At 65.7% G+C, this 20,319-nt stretch carries 18 protein-coding genes and 1 pseudogene; 4 read left to right on the forward strand and 15 right to left on the reverse strand.

Translation table 11 applies throughout. From position 1 onward, the window contains the following. Nucleotides 1–12: 12 nt before the first annotated feature. Together hydA and ACSSV8_RS02885 are read right to left on the reverse strand one after the other, a co-directional pair. Nucleotides 13–1,467 carry a dihydropyrimidinase gene (hydA, locus tag ACSSV8_RS02880; protein WP_454281449.1) on the reverse strand — a complete coding sequence of 485 codons (1,455 nt, stop codon included), beginning with the start codon at nucleotides 1,465–1,467 and terminating at the stop codon, nucleotides 13–15. A 57-nt stretch (nucleotides 1,468–1,524) separates the two neighbouring features. After that, nucleotides 1,525–2,775: a Zn-dependent hydrolase gene (locus ACSSV8_RS02885; protein WP_454281450.1), complete on the reverse strand. Its 1,251-nt coding sequence runs from the start codon at nucleotides 2,773–2,775 to the stop codon at nucleotides 1,525–1,527. A gap of 147 nt (nucleotides 2,776–2,922) precedes the next feature. On the opposite strand from ACSSV8_RS02885, the gene ACSSV8_RS02890 reads away from it, so the two are divergent. Both ACSSV8_RS02890 and ACSSV8_RS02895 read left to right on the forward strand, forming a co-directional pair. Continuing rightward, nucleotides 2,923–3,540, forward strand: coding sequence for a TetR family transcriptional regulator C-terminal domain-containing protein (locus tag ACSSV8_RS02890; protein WP_354537137.1), 618 nt, complete (start codon nucleotides 2,923–2,925; stop codon nucleotides 3,538–3,540). A 35-nt stretch (nucleotides 3,541–3,575) separates the two neighbouring features. Beyond that, entirely contained in the window at nucleotides 3,576–3,812 is a 237-nt protein-coding gene (locus ACSSV8_RS02895) for a hypothetical protein (protein WP_354537138.1), read from the forward strand. Between the two features lie 71 nt (nucleotides 3,813–3,883). Here ACSSV8_RS02895 and preA read toward each other — a convergent pair whose 3' ends face one another. Both preA and ACSSV8_RS02905 read right to left on the reverse strand, forming a co-directional pair. Beyond that, complete coding sequence (preA, locus tag ACSSV8_RS02900; RefSeq protein ID WP_454281451.1) at nucleotides 3,884–5,188, reverse strand: NAD-dependent dihydropyrimidine dehydrogenase subunit PreA; 1,305 nt, start codon at nucleotides 5,186–5,188, stop codon at nucleotides 3,884–3,886. Between the two features lie 3 nt (nucleotides 5,189–5,191). After that, entirely contained in the window at nucleotides 5,192–6,520 is a 1,329-nt protein-coding gene (locus ACSSV8_RS02905; protein WP_354537140.1) for an NAD(P)-dependent oxidoreductase, read from the reverse strand. Nucleotides 6,521–6,650: 130 nt separating this feature from the next. On the opposite strand from ACSSV8_RS02905, the pseudogene ACSSV8_RS02910 reads away from it, so the two are divergent. After that, nucleotides 6,651–6,824, forward strand: a pseudogene (locus ACSSV8_RS02910) (recombinase family protein); the annotation flags it as partial. A gap of 161 nt (nucleotides 6,825–6,985) precedes the next feature. Here the strand turns inward: ACSSV8_RS02910 and ACSSV8_RS02915 are convergent. Then, nucleotides 6,986–7,765, reverse strand: coding sequence for an SDR family oxidoreductase (locus ACSSV8_RS02915; RefSeq protein ID WP_354537141.1), 780 nt, complete (start codon nucleotides 7,763–7,765; stop codon nucleotides 6,986–6,988). A 157-nt stretch (nucleotides 7,766–7,922) separates the two neighbouring features. On the opposite strand from ACSSV8_RS02915, the gene ACSSV8_RS02920 reads away from it, so the two are divergent. Beyond that, entirely contained in the window at nucleotides 7,923–8,936 is a 1,014-nt protein-coding gene (locus ACSSV8_RS02920) for a Hint domain-containing protein (RefSeq protein WP_354537142.1), read from the forward strand. Nucleotides 8,937–8,948: 12 nt separating this feature from the next. On the opposite strand, the gene ACSSV8_RS02925 is transcribed toward ACSSV8_RS02920, so the two are convergent. The 10 genes from ACSSV8_RS02925 to ACSSV8_RS02970 all read right to left on the reverse strand — a co-directional run bounded on the left by ACSSV8_RS02925 (nucleotide 8,949) and on the right by ACSSV8_RS02970 (nucleotide 20,317). Continuing rightward, complete coding sequence (locus tag ACSSV8_RS02925) at nucleotides 8,949–9,728, reverse strand: enoyl-CoA hydratase-related protein (RefSeq protein ID WP_454281452.1); 780 nt, start codon at nucleotides 9,726–9,728, stop codon at nucleotides 8,949–8,951. A gap of 72 nt (nucleotides 9,729–9,800) precedes the next feature. Further along, nucleotides 9,801–10,253, reverse strand: coding sequence for a cytochrome c-type biogenesis protein (locus ACSSV8_RS02930; RefSeq protein ID WP_354537144.1), 453 nt, complete (start codon nucleotides 10,251–10,253; stop codon nucleotides 9,801–9,803). After that, nucleotides 10,250–12,214, reverse strand: coding sequence for a heme lyase CcmF/NrfE family subunit (locus ACSSV8_RS02935; protein WP_454281453.1), 1,965 nt, complete (start codon nucleotides 12,212–12,214; stop codon nucleotides 10,250–10,252). Before ACSSV8_RS02935 ends, ACSSV8_RS02930 begins: the two co-directional genes overlap by 4 nt. 58 nt (nucleotides 12,215–12,272) lie before the next feature. Beyond that, a complete protein-coding gene (locus ACSSV8_RS02940) occupies nucleotides 12,273–12,848 on the reverse strand; it encodes a holin family protein (protein ID WP_354537146.1) in 576 nt (191 codons plus the stop codon). Beyond that, entirely contained in the window at nucleotides 12,842–13,450 is a 609-nt protein-coding gene (locus tag ACSSV8_RS02945) for a holin-associated N-acetylmuramidase (RefSeq protein ID WP_454281454.1), read from the reverse strand. Before ACSSV8_RS02945 ends, ACSSV8_RS02940 begins: the two co-directional genes overlap by 7 nt. Before the next feature lie 149 nt (nucleotides 13,451–13,599). Continuing rightward, nucleotides 13,600–14,046 (reverse strand): cytochrome c maturation protein CcmE, encoded by a 447-nt coding sequence (gene ccmE / locus ACSSV8_RS02950; RefSeq protein ID WP_354537148.1) that lies wholly within the window; start codon nucleotides 14,044–14,046, stop codon nucleotides 13,600–13,602. An 18-nt stretch (nucleotides 14,047–14,064) separates the two neighbouring features. Next, the gene (gene argC / locus ACSSV8_RS02955) at nucleotides 14,065–15,093 is read right to left on the reverse strand and encodes an N-acetyl-gamma-glutamyl-phosphate reductase (protein WP_454281455.1); all 1,029 of its coding nucleotides are present in this window, start codon (nucleotides 15,091–15,093) and stop codon (nucleotides 14,065–14,067) included. A 30-nt stretch (nucleotides 15,094–15,123) separates the two neighbouring features. Next, entirely contained in the window at nucleotides 15,124–15,936 is an 813-nt protein-coding gene (locus ACSSV8_RS02960) for a glutamate racemase (protein WP_454281456.1), read from the reverse strand. Between the two features lie 16 nt (nucleotides 15,937–15,952). After that, the gene (locus ACSSV8_RS02965) at nucleotides 15,953–16,816 is read right to left on the reverse strand and encodes a lysophospholipid acyltransferase family protein (protein ID WP_354537151.1); all 864 of its coding nucleotides are present in this window, start codon (nucleotides 16,814–16,816) and stop codon (nucleotides 15,953–15,955) included. An 81-nt stretch (nucleotides 16,817–16,897) separates the two neighbouring features. Further along, the gene (locus ACSSV8_RS02970) at nucleotides 16,898–20,317 is read right to left on the reverse strand and encodes an indolepyruvate ferredoxin oxidoreductase family protein (protein ID WP_454281457.1); all 3,420 of its coding nucleotides are present in this window, start codon (nucleotides 20,315–20,317) and stop codon (nucleotides 16,898–16,900) included. Between the last annotated feature and the right edge of the window lie 2 nt (nucleotides 20,318–20,319).

A 20,319-nucleotide genomic window follows, 5' to 3' on the forward strand; every position in this document is an offset into this window, starting at 1 on the left:
CAGCCCCCATGCTCAGACCCCGCTCGCCGGAATGCCGCTGCGCTTCACGGGGCGCGGCGCGGTCAGGTCCTTCCATTGCGACAGCGCCCGGTTCACCGTGCCGTTGCCCCGGCGCGCAACGAATTGCCCGTGTCCCTCGCGGCTCTGCATCGCGCCTTCGGTCACCGCCACATGCCCGCGTGTGATCGTATAGCGCGGCAGACCCTTGACCTTGTGCCCTTCGAAGACGTTGTAATCTATGGCAGAGACCTGCGCGGCGGCGGTGATGGTCTTTTCCCGATCGGGATCCCAGACCACGATATCGGCATCCGCGCCGGGGATGAGCGCGCCCTTTTTCGGATAGCAGTTGAGGATCTTGGCCACATTGGTCGAGGTCACGGCGACAAATTCCTCGGGCGTCAGCCGCCCGGTCCCGACCCCATGCGTCCAGAGCATCGGCATCCGGTCCTCGAGCCCGCCGGTGCCGTTGGGGATCCTGGTGAAATCCCCTATGCCAAAGCGCTTCTGCGCGGTGGTGAAGGCGCAATGATCGGTGGCCACCACCGAAAGCGAGCCCGCCTGCAACCCGGCCCAGAGGCTGGACTGATGCGCCTTGTTGCGGAAGGGCGGCGACATCACGCGGCGCGCGGCATGGTCCCAGTCGGGGTGAAAATATTCGCTCTCGTCAAGCGTCAGATGCTGGATGAGCGGCTCGCCCCAGACCCGCTTGCCCTGCTGGCGCGCGCGCCGGATCGCCTCATGCGCCTCCTCGCAGGAGACATGCACGACATAGAGCGGCACGCCCGCCATGTCCGCAACCATGATGGCGCGATTGACCGCCTCGCCTTCCACCTGCGGCGGGCGCGAATAGGCATGGGCCTCGGGTCCGGTATTGCCCTCGGCCAGAAGCCGCGCCGACAACTCCGCCACCACATCGCCGTTCTCGGCATGGACCATGGCGATGCCGCCCAGCTCCGCCAACCGACGAAAGCTTGCGTAAAGCTCGTCATCATTGACCATGAGCGCGCCCTTGTAGGCCATGAAATGCTTGAAGGTTGTTATGCCGCGCGTCTCGATCACGGTCTTCATCTCGTCAAAGACCTGCTCTCCCCACCATGTCACCGCCATGTGAAAGCTGTAGTCGCAATGCGCGCGGGTGGACTTGTTGTCCCACATCTGAAGGGCATCCAGCAACCCCTGACCGGGCGAGGGCAGCGCGAAATCCACCACCATCGTCGTGCCGCCCGCCAGCGCGGCGCGCGTGCCGCTGTCGAAATCGTCGCTGGAATAGGTGCCCATGAACGGCATTTCCAGATGCGTGTGCGGGTCGATGCCGCCGGGCATGACATAGCAGCCGGTGGCGTCAAGCTCGGTGCCGCCAGTCAGGCCCTCGCCGATCTCGGCGATCTGCCCCCCCTCGATCCGCAGATCGGCCTTGTAGCTGCGATCATGGGTGACGATGGTGCCGTTCTTGATGATGATGCTCATGCCGATCTCCCTGCGGGCGCGTATCGCCCTTCTCTTCCTGATGCGCGCCCGCGGTCGTTATGCCACGATCTGCGCTGTCTCGACCACGGCGTGAAACAGCACCTCGGCCCCGGCCGTGGCCCAGCGGGGGGTGATCTCCTCGGCCTCGTTGTGGCTCAGACCATCCTTGCAGGGGCACATGACCATTGTGGTGGGATAGACCTTGTTGATCCAGCACGCGTCGTGCCCGGCACCGGAAATCAGGTCGGTGTGAGAATACCCCAGACGCTCGGCCGCGCGGCGCACGCGATCCACCAGCGCGGGATCGAAGGCGGGTGGATCGAAAAAGCCCACCAGTTCCGAGGTGAATTTCACCCCGATATCGGCGCAGAGCCCCGGTGCTGTCTCGGTGAGTTCCTCCACCATGGCCTCCAGCGTCTCGAGCACGTGAGAGCGGAAATCGACCGTGAAAACAACTTTTTCGGGGATGATGTTGCGGCTGTTGGGATAGACGTCGATATGACCGATGGCCCCCACCGCATTGGGTTGATATTGCAGCGCGATCTCGTGGACAAGCTCCGTCACCCGCGCAAGCGCGCGCCCCGCGTTGCGGCGCATGTACATCGGCGTCGAGCCGGTGTGACTGCCCTTGCCGGTCACCGTGCATTCGATCCAGCGCAGCCCCTGCCCGTGGGTGACCACGCCCACATCCTTGCCCTCGGCCTCGAGAATCGGGCCCTGTTCGATATGCAGCTCGAAAAACGCGTGCATTTTCCGCGCGCCAACCGCCTCGGGGCCTTTCCAGCCGATACGCTCCAGCTCGTCGCCGAAGCGCTTGCCCTGTGCATCAAGCCGGTCATAGGCCCAATCGCGCTCGAGCACGCCCGCAAAGACACCGGAGGCCAGCATCGCGGGCGCAAAGCGCGTGCCCTCCTCGTTGGTCCAGTTGGTCACCACGATGGGGTGACGCGTCCTGACATCCAGATCGTTCAGCGTGCGGATGATCTCCAGCCCCGCCAGAACCCCCAGAACCCCGTCATATTTGCCGCCCGTGGGCTGCGTGTCGAGATGGCTGCCGACATAGACCGGCAGCGCATCGGGGTCGGTGCCGGGGCGGGTGGCGAACATGGTGCCCATCTCGTCCACGCCCATGGTCATGCCCGCCGCCTCGCACCAGCTCTGGAAGAGCGCGCGGCCCTCGGCATCGGCGTCGGTCAGGGTCTGCCGGTTGTTGCCGCCTGCCACGCCGGGGCCGATCTTCGCCATTTCCATGAGGCTGTCCCAAAGCCGCTCTCCATTGATCCGAAGATTCTCGCCCGCTGCGGACATGACGCAATTCTCCTGTCATTCACGACTTGGCTTGCCGCTTTTTTACCATTTGGTAAAGTCACGATTACCAATCACTCCCGGCCTGTCAAGGCGCGCGAGAAATCCGTCAAACCCGGGGCGAGCCCCCTGATGAAGGTTACGGCAAGAATGGACCAGCCCAGCCGGAAAAGCCCGAGCCGTATTCAGCGCCAGAACCGCAAGCGCATCCTCGACGCGGCGCTCGACACGTTCTCGCAGCACGGCTATCGCGGCGCGACACTGGACCAGATCGCCGAGGCCGCAGGCCTCTCGAAGCCCAACATCCTCTACTATTTCACCGGCAAGGAGGATATTCACCTGACCCTGCTCAACCGGCTGATGCTGACATGGCTGGAGCCCTTGGAACGGATGGAGGCGGATGGCGAACCGCTTGAGGAACTTCTGGGGTATATCCGCCGCAAATTGCAGATGAGCCGCGATTTCCCACGCGAAAGCCGCCTCTTTGCCAATGAGATCCTGCAAGGCGCGCCGCGCATGGCACCGCACCTCGAAACCGGCCTGAAACCGCTTTTCGATCGCAAATGCCGATTGATCGCCGATTGGGTGAGCGCGGGGCGGATCGCGCCGGTCGATCCGGGCCACCTGATCGTGTCGATCTGGGCCACGACGCAGCACTACGCCGATTTCGAGGCGCAACTGGCGGTGCTGATGCCCGAGCGCGCCGCGCTCTGGCAAGGCGCGGAGGCCCATCTGGAGGCGATGTTCCGAAAACTGCTCACGCGTTAACGAGCGTTTAACCTTGTCGGGGCAATACTTGGGGCATGAGAGATTTCGACCCTGCCCCGCGCCCCGTCAACCCCGCCTGGTGCTCCCGGCTTTTCGGGGCACGGGCCGCGCAAACAGGCGGGGTCGTGCGCCGCAAGAAGCGCGATGTACATCGCGAGATAGGATATGAGGCCTTTGTCGCCGAGGTGCGTGCGCGCGGATTTCACCTGATCGAGTGCGGGGACCAGTATCTCGTCATCTGCCACGATGGTCATCTGCGCGTGATCTGCTGAGGCGCGGGCGAGAAAATTCGTGCGAATTTTCTCGCCAACCCGAGATTTTTCGAACGAAAAATCTCGGGGCCTCACTCTGCCGCGCAGGTACCAGGGTTGTTGGGATGCGTCGTCCAGTCCGCGTGCTGTCCCGCCACCACGCGCCCGGTGCGCGGATCGACGCTGCCAGGTGCCATCTCGACCATGGTGATGCAGCCCTCGACCGGACAGACGTTGACACAGAGGTTGCAGGCCACGCACTCCTCGTCCTTCACGGTAAAGACCCGCTCGGGCGACATGGCGATGGCCTGATGGCTGGTATCCTCGCAGGCGGCATAGCAGCGTCCGCACTTGATGCACGACGCCTCGTTGATCCGCGCCTTTGTCACGTAGTTGAGGTTGAGGTTCTGCCAGTCGCTGAGGTTCGGCACCGCGCGCCCGACCAAAGCCTCGACCGAAGCCAGCCCCTTTTCGTCCAGATATTGCGACAGGCCGGAAATCATCTCCTGAACCACCTTGAAGCCGTAAGTCATCGCCGCCGTGCAGACCTGCACATTGCCCGCACCGAGCGCGATGAACTCGGCGGCGTCACGCCAGGTCGTCACGCCGCCGATGCCGGAGATCGGCAATCCGGCAAGCGAGGGCGTGCGCGCGATCTCGGCCACCATGTTGAGCGCGATGGGTTTCACCGCCGGGCCGCAATAGCCGCCATGCGCGCCCTTGCCGTCGATGGTGGGTTCGGGCGCGAAAAGATCGAGATCAACGGCCGTGATCGAATTGATCGTGTTGATCAGGCTCACCGCATCCGCGCCGCCATCCTTCGCCGCCTGCGCGGGCTTGCGGATATCGGTGATGTTGGGCGTGAGCTTGACGATCACAGGCAGGTCGGAATGGGTCTTGCACCATTCGGTGACCTGCCGCACGTAGTCAGGCACCTGCCCCACCGCGCTGCCCATGCCGCGCTCGCTCATCCCGTGGGGGCAGCCGAAGTTGAGCTCCACCCCGTCGCAGCCGGTATCCTCGACCCGCTTGAGAATGTCCTGCCACGCGCCCTCGTTCATCGGCACCATCAGGCTCACCACCAGCGCGCGGTCGGGCCAGTCGCGCTTGACGCGGGTGATCTCCTCGAGGTTGACGGAAAGCGGGCGGTCGGTGATCAGCTCGATATTGTTCATCCCCAGAAGCCGCCGATCCGCGCCCCAGACCGCGCCATAGCGCGGGCCGTTGACGTTGACGACGGGCGGACCGTCCTCGCCGAGGGTCTTCCACACCACCCCGCCCCAGCCCGCCTCGAAGGCGCGGCGCACGTTGTATTCCTTGTCCGTGGGCGGTGCCGAGGCCAGCCAGAACGGGTTGGGAGAGGTGATCCCGATGAAAGTGGTCGTCAGATCGGCCATGGCTCAGCCCTCCGCCATCAGCGTTGCATGGATATCCTCGGCGGCATCGCGCCCTTGGGCCACCGCCGTCACCGTCAGGTCATCGCCGCCCGCCGCACAATCGCCCCCCGCCCAGATGCCGGGCAACGAGGTGCGCCCATGCCCGGTGACCGCGATCTTGCGCCCTTCCAGCGCAGGCAGGCCGACACCGTCGAGCGTCTGGCCGATGGCGCGCAGCACCTGATCGGCCGCAAGGCGGAACCGCTCTCCCGTGGGGGTCAGATCGTCATCGGTATATTCGAACTCGATCTCGCGCACGCAGCCATTGCCATGCACCGCGACGGGCTGCGCATTGGTGATGATCCGCACACCCCTCGAGGCCGCGAGATCCTGCTCGAAGCGGCTTGCGTTCATCCGCTCGCGGCTGCGCCGATAGACCAGCGTCACGTTGAGCGCGCCCAGCAGTTTCGCCTGCACCGCCGCGTCAATCGCCGTCATGCCGCCGCCGATCACCACCACGTCCCGCCCCACCGGCAGCGCGCCAAGATCGCCCGCCTGCCGCAACTCCGCGATGAAGCCGGTCGCGTCCTCCACGCCCTCCTTGTCGTCCCCTGGCGCGCCAAGCGCATTGACCCCGCCAAGACCGATCCCGAGGAAGACCGCGTCATACTCGGCGCGCAGCGCCGCGAGCGTCATCTCGCCCCCGAGCGCCGTGCCCGCGCGCAGCGTGATCCCGCCGATTTCCAGAAGCCACGCCACCTCCGCCTGGGCAAATCCCCCGGGCGTCTTGTAGGCGGCGATGCCGAACTCGTTCAGCCCGCCGGGCTTGGGCCGGTCGTCGAAGATCACCACCTCATGCCCCTTCATCGCCAGCCGGTGCGCACAGGCAAGGCCCGCTGGCCCCGCCCCCACAACCGCAACGCGCCGACCGGTGGGGGCCGCGCGCGTGAAAGGATGCCCGCCCGCCACCATGAGCGTATCGGTGGCATGGCGCTGCAACTGTCCGATCCTGACCGGCTTGCCCTCGGCCGCCTCGCGCACACAGGCCTCCTCGCAGAGCGTTTCGGTCGGGCAGACGCGGGCGCACATGCCGCCCAGGATGTTCTGCTCGAAGATCGTGACCGCCGCCGCCTGCGCCGTGCCGGTGGCGATCTGGCGAATGAAAAGCGGGATGTCGATGCTGGTGGGGCAGGCCGTGATGCAGGGCGCATCATGGCAGAAATAGCAGCGGTCCGCCTCCACCCGCGCCTCATGCGCGTCGAGCGGCGGATGCAGGTCCGAGAAATTCCGCGCATAGTCCTGCGGCGTCAGCCGCCCCGTGACAATGCCCGGCGTAAGCGCATTCGCAGCCATGTCATCCTCTCCTGTTGGTGCCGTTTCGGTGCCGTTCGGTCTGGATGCAGTATTCCACGAATCATTTTTTTATCAATCGGTAAAATTTTATGACGCGCCAAACACCTGACGTTTCAGACGCGCGCGCTGCGTCTGGAAGATCGACCGCCTGTCGCGGTCGCTGATGGACTTCTCGAAGCTGGTCGAGGTGTTCGACCGGAATGGCGTGACGTTCGTGTCGGTCACGCAGTCCTTCAACACCACCACGTCCATGGGGCGGCTGACGTTGAACATCCTGCTCAGCTTCGCGCAGTGTGAGCGTGAGTGTTGACAGACGTTTTCGGTTCGTCATTGCACGAAATCAGAGGACTGTTCTGGCTTTTCAACGAAAAACCGAAACGCCTTGAACGCGCGGGACCGGAGTTTTCGCAAAACTCCGGTCAGGAAACTTTGAAAGTTTCCTGAGTGCCCCCATTGCCGTTCCGCTCAGAGCGTGGCGTTGATCGCCCCTCCGTCAAGCAGGATGTTCTGGCCGATGATGAAGCCCGCATGCTGGCTGCAAAGAAAGGCGCACGTCGCGCCGAATTCCTCTGCCGAGCCGTAGCGGCCCGCGGGAATGGTGGCGCAGCGGCGCGCGCGCGCCTCGTCCACGGTGATCCCCTCGCGCGCGGCCACGCCCTGATCGAGCGCCACCGCCCGGTCGGTGGCGTGGATGCCGGGCAAAAGGTTGTTCATCACCACGCCCTTGCCCGCCACCTGCCGCGCGGTGCCCGCGACATAGCCCGTCAGTCCCGCGCGCGCGGCGTTCGACAGCCCCAGGATCGGGATGGGCGACTTGACCGATTGCGAGGTGATGTTGACCACCCGGCCCCAGCCCCGTTCCATCATGCCCGGCACCAGCGCCTTGATGAGCGCGATGGGCGTCAGCATGTTGGCGTCAAGCGCCTTGATGAAATCCGCACGCTCCCAGTCGGTCCACAGCCCCGGCGGCGGCCCGCCCGCATTGTTGACCAGGATATCCACATCGCCCGCCGCCTCGAGCAGCTTTGCGCGCCCCTCCTCGGAGGTCACATCGGCAGCGACCGTCACCACCCCGACGCCGAACGCCTCGCGGATGGCATCTGCTGCCGCCTCGAGCGCCTCCGCGCCCCGCGCGTTCATCACCAGATCCACGCCCGCCGCCGCCAGCGCCCGCGCGCAGCCCAGCCCAAGCCCCTTGGACGAGGCGCAAACCAACGCCCTCTTGCCCCGAATTCCCAGATCCATCCGTTATCCCTTCTGTTCTTCACCCGGAGTTAACACCCCTGGGCGGAAAATGGCCAGTGCCGCCGCCGCCGGGATTTCTTGCCGGAATTGACCCGAAGGTGCCACAATCCTATCCTAGCTTTCCGGCATCACGACGATGTCATCAGAGTCTGCCGCCATGCCCGTTTCAACCCACCTGCCCGCCCAATCCGTCCCGGTCTTCGAGGCCTGCGATCTGCGCGTGGTCAACGGTGCCAATCTCGGTGACACGCTGTCCTTTGCCGATGAGCTTGACCTTGACGACATCTACGAACTTGGGCCGCGCGCGCGCGCGCGCAGGCTCGCGCTGGTGATGGACGGGTCCGGGCCCTTCACCATCGACGCAGGCTCCGAGCTTGGCACACCCGGCGCGGCGGTTCATCTTGATTCGTGCCTGACCCTCATGCCCGCCTCCGGCAATGTGGTGGAGGTGCTGATTTTCGTCGAGACCGACCCCGAGGGTTGTGTTGCCGGCGTCTACGCCATGCCGCTTGCACATGTCGCGCCGCGCACGGGCTATGCGCTTGTCGGGATCGACCGGGCGAGCGCGCGGCAACGCTTCGCGCAGGCGGCTTGCGTCTCGTTCACGCGCGGCACCCGGATCACCATGGCCACCGGTGCGCAGGTCCCGGTCGAGGCACTCCGACCCGGGGACATGGTGCTCACGCGCGGTGACGGGCCGCAGCCGTTGCGCTGGATCGGGCAAAGCACGATGCGCGCCATCGGCGAGTTTGCCCCGGTGAGGATCACCGCCGGCACCCTCAACAACGCGCATGACCTGCTGGTCAGCCCCGATCACCGGCTGTTCATCTATCAGCGCGATGATACCCTGGGAGCCGGACGGAACGAGGTGCTGGTGCGCGCGCGCCATCTGGTCAACGGCGACACCGTGCGCTTTGAGAACGGCGGGCATGTGGATTATGTCCAGCTTCTGTTTGACCGCCACCAGATCATCTATGCCGAGGGGATCGCCGCCGAAACCCTTCTGCTCGACCCGCGCACCCGCTCCGCCCTGCCCGACGAGGCCGGGACGGGCACCGCCCCTTGCGCCGATCATGACGCGCGCGCGCATCTGCAATTCGAGATCAGCCGCGCGCTGCTCGACCACCCCAACGCCGCCGACCTGCTCAGGCGTGCGTCGACCCGGCAATAGGGTCCGTGCCCCTCAACGCCCCTCGAATTGCGGGGGGCGCTTTTCCAGAAAGGCCATGACGCCTTCCTGGAAATCACGGCTCTGCCCGCAGGCCCCCTGCAAACGCGCCTCGAGATCGAGCTGCGCGTCAAGCGTGTTGGACCAGCTTTCGCGGATCGCCTGACGCACACGGGCATAGGTCTGCGTCGGTCCCTTGGCGAGATGCTCCGCGCGGGCGCGCCACTGCGCGGCAAAGCCATCGTCGCTGACACATTCCCAGATCATGCCCCAGTCGCTTGCCTGCCGGGCGCTGATCGGCTCGGCGAAAAGCGCGGCCCCCATGGCCTTGGCCTGTCCCATCTGGCGCGGCAGGAACCATGTGCCCCCCGCATCGGGCACAAGGCCGATCCGCGCGAATGCCTGAAGGAAATAGGCGCTCTCGGTGGCGATCACCACATCGGCCACCAGCGCCAGATTGGCCCCTGCCCCCGCCGCAGGCCCGTTCACCGCCGAAATGACCGGCACCGGGCAATCGGTGATGGCGCGCAGCATCGGCACGTATTCCTCGCGCAGCACCCGCTCCAGATCGAGGGTTGCCACGTTGCCGCCATCGGTCAGGTCCTGCCCCGAACAGAACGCCCGCCCATTGCCCGTCAGCACCACGGCGCGCGCGCTGCGCCCCGCATGGGTCATCGCATCGGTGATCTCGGCGCGCATCTGCGCATTGAGGGCATTCATTTTCTCGGGCCGGTTGAGCGTGAGCACGGCAACGCCCTCGGCGATGTCGAGCGTGATGGTCTGATAATCTTTCATAAGGGCGGGCCTTTCGCTGATCCTGCGCCCTTTAGAGCGCAGCCCAGGGCCAAGGCCAAGCGAAACGGCGCGTCAGTCGCGCAGAATGTCGCGCAGCCGCGCCTCTTCCTCCGCGCTGAGCCGCGCAACGGCAGGCTCCGGGGCCGTGGCGCGCCGCCGCAGGTATACCCCGGCCATGATCAGCCCCGCCCCGAACATGATCGGCCCTGCAAGCCACAAAAGCAGGTTTGTGCCGGTGGCCGTGGGGCTCAGCAGCACGTATTCGCCGTAGCGGTCCACGATATAGGCCACGGTCTCCTCGTTCGTGTCCCCCGCCACCAGCCGCTCGCGCACCAGAAGCCGCAGATCGCGCGCCAGTTCCGCGTTCGAATCGTCGATGCTCTCGTTCCGGCACACGAGGCAGCGCAGGCCCGAGGAGATATCGCGCGCGCGCGCCTCGAGTACGGGATCGTCGAGGATCTCGTCAGGCTGAACCGCAAATGCGGGGGCGGCGATCACGCAAAGCGCAAGAATGAGCCGTCTCATTCCGCAGGCACCCCTTGCGGCACCTTGCGCGCGCCCGCCGCCACCCGGAACCGGCGGTCACTGAGCGACAGGAACCCGCCAAGCGCCATCAGGATCGAGCCGCCCCAGATCCAGTTGGCCAGCGGCTTGTAATAGCTGCGCACCGCCCAGCCACCGCCCTCCTGCGGATCGCCCACGGCGATATAGATGTCGCGCAGGAAACCATTGTTCAGCGCGGCCTCGGTTGTGGGCATCTGCGCCACCGGATAAATCCGTTTTTCCGGGTGCATGGTGCCCACGACATTTCCCTCGCGCAACAGCGTGAAATTCGCCGTGGTCGAGAGGAAATTCGGGCCTTCCAACTCTTCCACCGTATCAAGCCGCAGCGTGTAGCCCGCGATATCGACGGTATCGCCCTCCCGCATCACGCGGATATCCTCGGTCTGCCAGGCCATCATCGCGGCGACGCCCGCGATGGTCACGCCAAAGCCGGCATGGGCGACCGACTTGCCCCAATCCGCGCGCGGCAGCCGGGTGAGGCGTGCCAGCCGCCCCTGCCCCCGTCCGGTACGCGACCACAGATCAACCGCAGACCCCATCACCAGCCAAGCGGCAAGGAACAGCCCGATCGGCCCCAGCGTCGAACGCCCCGACTGCATCGCCCAGGCCAGTGCGCCGATGGCCAGCGCCAGCACGAAGGCAGGCACCAGCGGTCGCACGATCCGCCCCAGCTTGGCGCGCTTCCAGGGCAGCATCGCGCCGACCGGCAGGACGAGGCCAAGCGCCAGCATGAAGGGCGAGAAGGCCGCGTCGAAGAACGGTGCGCCGACCGACAGCTTGCGGTCAAAGGCCATCTCCGCCACCAGCGGCCAGATCGTGCCGACGAAGACCACAAAGGCCGAAACCGCCAGAAGGATGTTGTTGAGCACCAGCACCGATTCCCGGCTGACCATGGAGAACACACCCTTGGCCTGCATCGCGCCCGCGCGGACGGCAAAGAGTGTCAGCGCCCCCATCATGAAGACCGCGAGAATAGCCAGCAGAAACACGCCGCGCTCGGGGTCGGTGGCGAAGGCGTGAACGCTTGTCAGCACGCCCGAGCGGGTGATGAACGCGCCGACCATCGAGAAACCAAAGGCGATGATCGCCATGAGTATGGTCCAGCTTTTCAACGCCTCGCGTTTTTCCACCACAATGGCCGAGTGCAGCAACGCCGCCGCGATGAGCCAGGGCATGAACGAGGCGTTTTCCACCGGGTCCCAGAACCAGAACCCGCCCCAGCCCAGCTCGTAATAGGCCCACCAGGAGCCAAGTCCGATGCCGATGGTCAGGAAAATCCATGCCGCCAGCGTCCAGGGCCGCACCCAGCGGCCCCAGGCCGCATCGACGCGGCCCTCGATGAGGGCGGCCACGGCAAAGGAGAAGGTCATCGAAAGACCGACATACCCGAGATAGAGAAACGGCGGATGAAAGGCGAGGCCGGGATCCTGCAAGAGCGGGTTGAGGTCCTGCCCGTTGAAGGGCGGCACCGCCATGCGCAGGAACGGGTTGGAGGTGAGCAGGATGAAGAGAAAGAACGCCACGCCGATCATGCCCTGAACCGCCAGCACCCGCGCCTTGAGCGTCGGCGGCAGGTTCGACCCGAACCACGCCACCGCCGCGCCAAAGAGCGCCACGATCAGCACCCAGAGCAGCATCGAGCCCTCGTGATTGCCCCAGACGCCGGTGATCTTGTAGAGCATCGGCTTGTCGGTATGGCTGTTGAGCGTCACCAGCCGCACCGAGAAATCCGAGATGACGAAGGCATAGGTCAGCGCCGCGAACGAGGCCGCCGTCAGCAGGAACTGTGCCACCGCCGCAGGCTCGGCCACGGCCATCCAGCCCTGCCATCGCTTGTGCGCGCCGATGAGCGGAATGATGGATTGAAGCACCGCCACGAGGCAGGCCAGGATGAGGGCGAAGTGACCGAGCTCTGTAATCATGCGGTGATGATAGCGCAGGCTCGCGGGCGGTCCAATCGTAATCGGTGCGCCGTGCGGATCACATTGTCGCGGCCCGCAAACGCCATTCGGCCAGCGCCGGGTTCGCCGCGGGCGCGCTCGCGGCGAGCACAGCCCCGGCATCCGCGCCCGGATCAGCCGCGCCGGGGCTGTCCGCGCGCAGCGCGCGCATCGCCGCCACGCTCTCGACCACCTGCGGCGCGCGCGCCAGCGTGGTGGCCAGCGAGCGCTGGAACTCCTGCCCCTTGGCCTGATGGCGCGCGCCGAAATAGAAGCTGACGATCGCCCCCAGAAGCCACCACAGCGGCTCGGGCACAAGCGCGAGGCCCGCCATGCGCTCGCCGAACCACAAGGGATCGACCATCGCCGCCACCATGAGCCCCAGCGTGCCAAGCGCCATCGCCGGGCGCGGCAGGCGGTTCAGCCCGTCGATGATCCGGTCGAACAGCCCGCGCTCGGTGGCGCGAAACTCTGCCGCCATCTGGTCGAGTGCGGCGCGCTGCATCTCGGCACCGCGCGCGTCCGCGGCTTCGGCATTGACGCGGAAGACCTCGGCCGTCTCGCGCACGATATTGCCGCCGCCGCCGAAAAGAATCCGCAGAATATCGCTTACCATGCCGCCACCCTCTCGCTGAATTCCGCCCCACTCAGATGAAAGCGCGGCGAGATGAATTCTTCCGCGCGCCGGATCCAGCCGCCCTTCCCCCCCGCGCGCGTGCGCGCAAACTTGCGGCTGGAGGGGCGGGTATCGGCCAGACGGAAGTAATAATTGCGCCGCGCGATCCCGTAGGCATCGGCGATATGATCGGGCGCGGCGTTTGCGGCGGCCTCTGCCGCCGCCACGGTCTGCGGCCCGATCACCCCGTCCACATCGACCGCATGGCCCATCTCGCGCAGAAGCCGTTGCAGGATGCGCACCGCGTTCGCGCCCGCATTCACCTGCATGTCAAAGACACTCGGGCGCAGCGCCTCGGGCAGGCGGGCAATCCCGGTGCGGTGGTAATATTGCTCGATGAAGATGTCGACGGCGCGCACGCGGGTCAGCGCGCGCACATCCGCGGCGTCGGTGATCCCGTTGCCGTCAAGGTCAAGCCCGAGACGGCGCATCGTGTGGATCGTCACGCCGAAATTCGTGGCCCCGCCCGGATCGTCGGGGTCGACGACGAAACCGCCCTCGCGGGCGACGATATCCTCGGCCAGTTGCCGGATGCTGCGCATGACTGCCACCTCTTGCCTTGTGTCGTGGCAAGAGTGGCGATGCGGCGGTTAACGGGGGATGTGCGCGGCGCGCGGTGCATGGCGGGGGCGCTGCCCCCATCGCCGCACGCGGCGATTCCCCCGGGATATTTCAGGCCAGAAGAAACCGCTCAGCTATCCTTGGGGTCCTGATAGACGCCTTGTTCCTTGAGCGCGTCGATCACCTCGCGCGGCATGTAGGTCTCATCATGCTTGGCCAGGATCTCGGTGGCGACGAAGACCCCGTCACGATAGCTGCCGGTGCCGACCATGCCCTCGTTTTCGGAGAAGAGATCGGGCAGGATGCCGCGATAGACGACCGGCACCGACGCCCCGCCATCGGTCACGACAAAACGCACCTCTTCGCCCTGCCCGCGCACGATGCTGCCCGTCTCGACCAGCCCGCCGATCCGGAACACCTCGGACGGCGCGGGCGGCTCGGCCACAACCTGGCTTGGCGAGCGAAAGAAATTGATCCCGTCGCGCATCCCGTAGCCAATGAGCGCGGTCGCCGCGATCAGGGCGATGGCCGCGATGGCGATGATCTGAACGCGGCGCTTTTTCTTGAGGGTTTTCATGGGGCGACCTCGCGGCGATCAGGGAAAGACGGGGGCGAGCATCAGGCCCGCCTCCTCTGGCTCAGATAACATCAGATTGGCGTTTTGCAACGCCTGCCCGCTGCTACCTTTTGTCAGGTTATCGAGCGCGGCGATGACGATGGTGCGCCCCGCGCGCCGGTCGGCCACCACGCCGATATGGCAGAAATTGCTGCCGCGAATATGGCGCGTGCTCGGGGTCTCCCCCATGGGCAAGGTGATCAGGAACGGCTCGTCGGCATAGGCGGCGGCGAGCGTGTCATGAATCCGGTCCGCCGCGCCGCGCACATAGGCGGTGGCAAGGATGCCGCGATTGGCCGGAATGAGGTGCGGGGTGAACTGAATCTCCACCGGGCGACCGGCGACGCGCGAGAATTCCTGATCGAATTCCCCCAGGTGGCGATGCGTGCCGCCCACGGCATAGGCGTGCCAGCCCTCGCTGAGCTCGGCATGGAGCAGGTTTTCCTTGAGGCTGCGCCCCGCCCCCGACACGCCGCATTTCAGATCGAGGATGATCTCGTCAAGATCAATCACCCCCGCCGCAATCAGCGGGCGCAGGATATATTGCCCCGTCGCCGCATTGCAGCCCGTCCCCGCCACCAGCCGCGCGGCGGCGATTTCCGCGCGGTAGAACTCGGTCAGGCCGTAAACCGCCTCGCGCTGCAAGTCGGGCGCGGCATGGGGGTTGCCATACCATTTCTGATACTCGCCCGGGTCGCGCAGCCGGAAATCCGCCGAGAGGTCCACGATCCGCAGATCGCGCGGCAGGGCGGCGATCACCTCCTGGCTGGTCTTGTGCGGCAGGGCGCAGAAACAGAGGTCAATACCCGAGAAATCAATCTCTTCGATGGTCACCAGATCGGGCAGGTCGAGATGGCGCAGATGCGGGAACACCTGCGCCATGCTTTGCCCCGCCTTGGAATTGGCGGCAAGCGCGGCAATCTCCATCGACGGGTGGGTGGCGATCAGGCGGACAAGCTCGGCCCCGGTATAGCCCGAGGCCCCGAGAATGGCGATTTTATGGGTCATCTGGTCCTCGCAGAGGATGGTTTGGCAGGGTCAGGCGGGGCGGAATGTGATCTCTCGTCGGAGAAACTGCGTCGCGCGGGACGAGACGCGCCTGGGATCGCCCGTGGTCAGGAACATCGCCTCCTGCCCCGGCCCCACCTTTTCGGGGCGGCGCGCGAGGTAATCGGCAAGGCTGGCCGCCACCAGCGACGGTTGCGAATAGACCGCCACATCGGGGCCAAGCGCGTCACGGAACACGTCCTCGACCAGCGGATAATGGGTGCAGCCCAGCACGGCGGCCTCCGGGTGCGGCATCTTGCGGCGGAGCGCATCGACATGGGACCGCACCAGCGCCTCGGCGAGGATCATGTCGCCCTCCTCGATGGCATCGACAACGCCACCACAGGCCTGCGCCTCGACATCGACACCGATGGCGCGGAACGCAAGCTCACGCTGAAAGGCGCGGCTTGCCACCGTGGCGGGGGTGGCGAAAAGCGCCACGTTCTTCACCGCCACCTCGCGCGGGGGGGAGTTGTCGCCCCAGTGCCGCTCGGTCAGCGCCTCGATGAGCGGCACGAACACGCCCAGCACGCGCTTGCCCTCGGGCACCCAGCTTTCCTGCATCCGGCGCAGCGCGGCCGCACTTGCGGTATTGCAGGCAAGGATCACCAGATCGCACCCCTCCTCGAACAGCCGCGCCACCGCAGCCGTGGTCAGATCATAGATGTCGTCCGCGTCGCGCACCCCGTAAGGCGCGTGCGCATTGTCACCCAGATAGACAAAGGGCACCTCGGGCAGGCGTTTGTGCACCGCATCCCAGACCGTCAGGCCACCCAGCCCGCTATCGAAAATCCCAACCGCCATGAGGCCACCCGCGAAATCAGTCGAACTCGAACCCGATCTCGGAGGCCGCGACCGGATTTGGCGACAACTCATAGGTCTTTTGCCGCAGGAACGCCATGAGCGATTTGGTATCGCCCGCATAGGGCACCAGTTCGGCGCGCGGGATCGGCGCGCCGATCACCACGCGCACGGGCGTATCCACCCGCTTGCGGAATTCCTTGATCAGAAGCCCCATGCGCAACGTCACATGCAGGTGGCTCGCAAGCTGAAAGAGGCGGCTCGTGTGCCCGTCGAAAAAGACCGGCAGGACCGTGGCATTGGATTTGGCGATCATCCGCGCGGTAAAGCCGCGCCAGCCGGGATCGAGCGGGCGCGAGAAGGGCTTGGCCGCCGTGCTGACCGTGCCGCCGGGAAAGATGCCGATGGCCCCGCCCTGCCCCAGATAGGAGAGCGCCGTCTTGCGCGTCTCGAGGTTGAGCGCCACGGCCTCCTTGGTCTCGTCGAAACTGATCGGCAGGACGACGCGCTCCAGATCGGGGGCGCGGCGGAAGATCTGATGCGCGAGGATGCGGAAATCGCCCCGCGTCCGGCTCAGGATATGGCCCATCATCAGCCCGTCGAGGATCCCGTAGGGATGATTGGCAATCAGCACCAGCGGCCCCTCGCGCGGCACCAGATCAAGGCTCCCACCGATGATATCAAGGCTGAGGCCATAGCGCTCGACGATCACCTCCCAGAAATCGCGGCCCTGCGCCACCTCATGCTCGTAGCCCGCCGCGCGCTTGATCAGGCCGATCCGCCCGGTGAGGTTCTCCATCGTGCGGATCATGGCCCGTCCGCCCTTGGTCTGGGCGGAAAAGGAATAGCTGATGTCGCGGGCGATGTGACGATCCTGGCGCATGGGCCTTCCCTCGGGCTGAGTCGCTGCCCTGTTAAATTTATGCGACACCCATGACCAGATCACATGACAATTTCATGACGGTCATTCTGCCGCACGTGCCATCTCGGGCCCGCCCGCGCGGATCACGGCCAGCAACTCCTCGCGCCGTTTCGCGGCCTTTTGCTCATTGGCCTGTTTCACCGGGCCGAACCCCTTGATCTGCATGGGCAGTTCCGCCAGCGCAATCACCGCGTCGCGGGTGCGCGCATCGAGTTTGGGCAGCACCTCGGCCATGTCGGCCTCGTATTGCTTGATCAATGCGCGCTCCATCCGGCGCTCGGGGTTGCGCGCGAAGGGATCGAGCGGAGTGCCGCGCAAGCCCTTCAGCCGCGCCAGCAGGCGGAACATCCGCATCATGCCGGGGCCGTATTCGCGCTTTTGCGGGCGGCCATCGGGGCCGGTTTTCGACAGGATCGGCGGGGCGAGGTGGAATTTCATCCTGAAATCGCCGCCGAACTCGGCGCGCGCCTTCGCTTCCGTCTCCAGATGCAGCCGCGCCACCTCGTATTCATCCTTGTAGGCCAAGAGCTTGTGATAGCCCTTGGCAACCGCCTCTTTCACGGCCTCATCGGTCACGCCATCAACCAGCTTGCGATAGCGCCGCGCCAGCCGCTTGCCCTGATATTTCACAAGGTGATCGGCGCGATAGGCGATCCGTTCCTCCAGCGTTTTCGGTTTCGCCACCACCGAAGGCGTCACCAGCCGCGCCGCCGCCTGCGGGTCATGCGCCGCCCAACGGCCCACCTCGAAGGCGCGCAGATTGGCCTCCACCGCCGCGCCGTTGAGGCGGATGGCCTCGGTAATCGCCTCAAGGCTCAGCGGCACAAGGCCCCGCTGCCAGGCCGCGCCAAAGACCATCATGTTGGAATAGATCGAATCGCCCATCGCCACGCGCGCCAGCTCTGATGCGTCGAAAAGCTGAACGTCCTCGCGCAGCCGCGCCTCCAGCGCCAGTGTCAGCCGCTCGGCGGGCAGGCGGAAGTCGGTGTTGCGGGTAAACTCGCCGGTGATGATCTCGTGGCTGTTGACCACGGCCCCGGTGCGCCCCTGCCGCGTGAGGCCCAGCGTCTTGGCGCCCGCGCTCACCACCAGATCGCCACCGATGAGGGCATCGGCCTCGCCGGTGGCCACGCGGATGGCGCTGATATCGGCGGGGCTGTTGGCGATGCGACAATGGATATGCACCGCGCCACCCTTTTGCGCGAGCCCGGCCATTTCCATCATGCCCGCCCCCTTGCCGTCGATCTGCGCGGCCTGCGCAAGGATCGCGCCGATGGTGACAACGCCGGTGCCGCCCACGCCGGTGATCACCACGTTATGCGTGCCACGGATTTCGGGCAGCTTCGGCAGGGGCAGATCCGGCAGCACCAGATCGGCGCTCGCCTCCTTGCGGATTTTTGCCCCCTCCAGCGTCACGAACGAGGGACAGAACCCCTTGAGGCAGGAGAAATCCTTGTTGCAGCTTGACTGATCAATCGCCCGCTTGCGGCCCAGTTCCGTCTCCACCGGCACTATCGAGACGCAATTCGACTGCACCCCGCAATCGCCGCAGCCCTCGCACACGTCGGTGTTGATGAACACGCGGCGGTCCGGGTCCGGGAATTTGCCGCGCTTGCGGCGGCGGCGCTTCTCGGCGGCGCAGGTCTGGATATAGAGGATGACGCTCACGCCCTCGATTTCCGTGCAGCGGTCCTGCACGCGGGGCAGGTCGGCGCGCTCGGAAAACTCCAGCCCGGAGGGAAAGCCCTCGCGCGCCACCTCTTCCTTTTCGTCATAGACCACGAAGATGTGTTGCACCCCCATGGCGCGCAATTCCTGCGCGATGCGCTGCGGGCTGAGGCCGCCCTCGTTGGGCTGCCCGCCGGTCATGGCGACGGCATCGTTATAGAGGATCTTGTAGGTGATGGTCGTTTTTGCCGCCAGCGCGGCGCGAATGGCGAGGATACCCGAATGGTTATAGGTCCCGTCGCCAAGGTTCTGGAACACATGTTTGCGATTGGAAAACGGTGCCTCGCCGATCCAGTTGGCCCCCTCGCCGCCCATATGGGTGTAGCCGCTGGTGCCGCGGTCCATCCAGAGCGCCATGATATGACAGCCGATACCGGCATAGGCGCGGCTGCCCTCGGGCAGTTTGGTCGAGGTGTTGTGCGGACAGCCTGAGCAGAAATAGGGCAGACGGCTGGCGATTTCCTCGGCATTGTCGCCCTTCTTCGCCTCGTTGATCTCGGCCATACCGGCCTTGATCCGGTCGGTGCCGCGCCCCTCCTCGATCAGGATCGCGCCCAGCTTTTCCGCGATCCACACCGGATCGAGCGCATAGCGCGTCGGAAACAGCTCTTCGCGGTGCATGCCGCCCGCGCCGCCCTTGTACCAGCCATAGACGCGCCTGCCCCGCCGGTCGTCGAATATCGCCTCCTTGATCTGCACCTCGATCAGCTTGCGCTTTTCCTCGACCACGACGATGAGCTCCAACCCCTCGGCCCAGTCGTGAAACCCCTTCATGTCCATCGGAAAGGTCTGGCCGACCTTGTAGGTGGTGATCCCCAGCCGCGCACATTCCGCCTCGTCGATCCCCAGAAGCGACAGCGCATGCACGAGGTCGAGCCAGTTCTTGCCCGCCGCCACGAACCCGATCTTCGCGCCCGCCTTGCCATGCATCCGCCGGTCCATGCCATTGGCATGGGAAAACGCCTCGGCGGCAAAGCGCTTGTGGTCGATCATCCGTGCCTCCTGCGCGATCCAGTGATCGTTCAGACGGATATTCAGCCCGCCCTCGGGCATGTCGATCTCGGGCAGAACGAACTGCATCCGGTCCGGGCGGCCATCCACGACGCTTGTGACCTCGACCGTGTCCTTCATCGTCTTGAGCCCCGCCCAGACGCCCGCGAAGCGCGACAGCGCAAAGCCGTAAAGCCCGAAATCAAGGATTTCCTGCACGCCCGCGGGCGATAGCACCGGCATATAGGCATCAACGAGCGCCCAGTCGGATTGGTGGCACACGGTCGAGCTTTCGCCGGTGTGGTCATCGCCCATGGCCATCAGCACGCCCCCGTAGGGCGAGGTGCCCGCCATGTTGGCATGGCGCATCACATCGCCCGACCGGTCCACCCCCGGCCCCTTGCCATACCAGAGGCCGAAAACGCCGTCATGCGTGCCCTCGCCGCGCAGTTCCGCCTGTTGCGTGCCCCAGAGCGCGGTGGCGGCCAGATCCTCGTTCAGCCCTTCCTGAAACCGGATGTCGGACGCGGTCAGCACCTTTTCCGCGCGCCGCATCTGCAAATCCACCGCCCCCAGAGGCGAGCCGCGATAGCCCGTGACATAGCCTGCGGTGTTCAGCCCCGCCGCCCGATCGCGCGCCTTCTGCATCAGCATGAGGCGCACCAGCGCCTGCGTGCCGTTGAGAAGAACCGGCGACTTCTCCAGATCGAACCGGTCGGTGAGCGATACCTTCTGCGTGGTCATGT

Source organism: Roseovarius sp. MBR-79 (assembly GCF_053628555.1).

Bases quoted from the DNA above. Each gene is read 5' to 3' on its own strand.
- argC (WP_454281455.1), bottom strand. From the start codon at position 15,093: ATGACCCATAAAATCGCCATTCTCGGGGCCTCGGGCTATACCGGGGCC.
- ACSSV8_RS02945 (WP_454281454.1), bottom strand. From the start codon at position 13,450: ATGCGCAGCATCCGGCAACTGGCCGAGGATATCGTCGCCCGCGAGGGC.
- ACSSV8_RS02930 (WP_354537144.1), bottom strand. From the start codon at position 10,253: ATGAGACGGCTCATTCTTGCGCTTTGCGTGATCGCCGCCCCCGCATTT.
- ACSSV8_RS02920 (WP_354537142.1), top strand. From the start codon at position 7,923: ATGCCCGTTTCAACCCACCTGCCCGCCCAATCCGTCCCGGTCTTCGAG.
- ACSSV8_RS02895 (WP_354537138.1), top strand. From the start codon at position 3,576: ATGAGAGATTTCGACCCTGCCCCGCGCCCCGTCAACCCCGCCTGGTGC.
- ccmE (WP_354537148.1), bottom strand. From the start codon at position 14,046: ATGAAAACCCTCAAGAAAAAGCGCCGCGTTCAGATCATCGCCATCGCG.
- ACSSV8_RS02960 (WP_454281456.1), bottom strand. From the start codon at position 15,936: ATGGCGGTTGGGATTTTCGATAGCGGGCTGGGTGGCCTGACGGTCTGG.
- ACSSV8_RS02970 (WP_454281457.1), bottom strand. From the start codon at position 20,317: ATGACCACGCAGAAGGTATCGCTCACCGACCGGTTCGATCTGGAGAAG.
- ACSSV8_RS02915 (WP_354537141.1), bottom strand. From the start codon at position 7,765: ATGGATCTGGGAATTCGGGGCAAGAGGGCGTTGGTTTGCGCCTCGTCC.
- ACSSV8_RS02890 (WP_354537137.1), top strand. From the start codon at position 2,923: ATGGACCAGCCCAGCCGGAAAAGCCCGAGCCGTATTCAGCGCCAGAAC.
- ACSSV8_RS02925 (WP_454281452.1), bottom strand. From the start codon at position 9,728: ATGAAAGATTATCAGACCATCACGCTCGACATCGCCGAGGGCGTTGCC.
- hydA (WP_454281449.1), bottom strand. From the start codon at position 1,467: ATGAGCATCATCATCAAGAACGGCACCATCGTCACCCATGATCGCAGC.
- ACSSV8_RS02935 (WP_454281453.1), bottom strand. From the start codon at position 12,214: ATGATTACAGAGCTCGGTCACTTCGCCCTCATCCTGGCCTGCCTCGTG.
- ACSSV8_RS02905 (WP_354537140.1), bottom strand. From the start codon at position 6,520: ATGGCTGCGAATGCGCTTACGCCGGGCATTGTCACGGGGCGGCTGACG.
- preA (WP_454281451.1), bottom strand. From the start codon at position 5,188: ATGGCCGATCTGACGACCACTTTCATCGGGATCACCTCTCCCAACCCG.
- ACSSV8_RS02885 (WP_454281450.1), bottom strand. From the start codon at position 2,775: ATGTCCGCAGCGGGCGAGAATCTTCGGATCAATGGAGAGCGGCTTTGG.
- ACSSV8_RS02965 (WP_354537151.1), bottom strand. From the start codon at position 16,816: ATGCGCCAGGATCGTCACATCGCCCGCGACATCAGCTATTCCTTTTCC.
- ACSSV8_RS02940 (WP_354537146.1), bottom strand. From the start codon at position 12,848: ATGGTAAGCGATATTCTGCGGATTCTTTTCGGCGGCGGCGGCAATATC.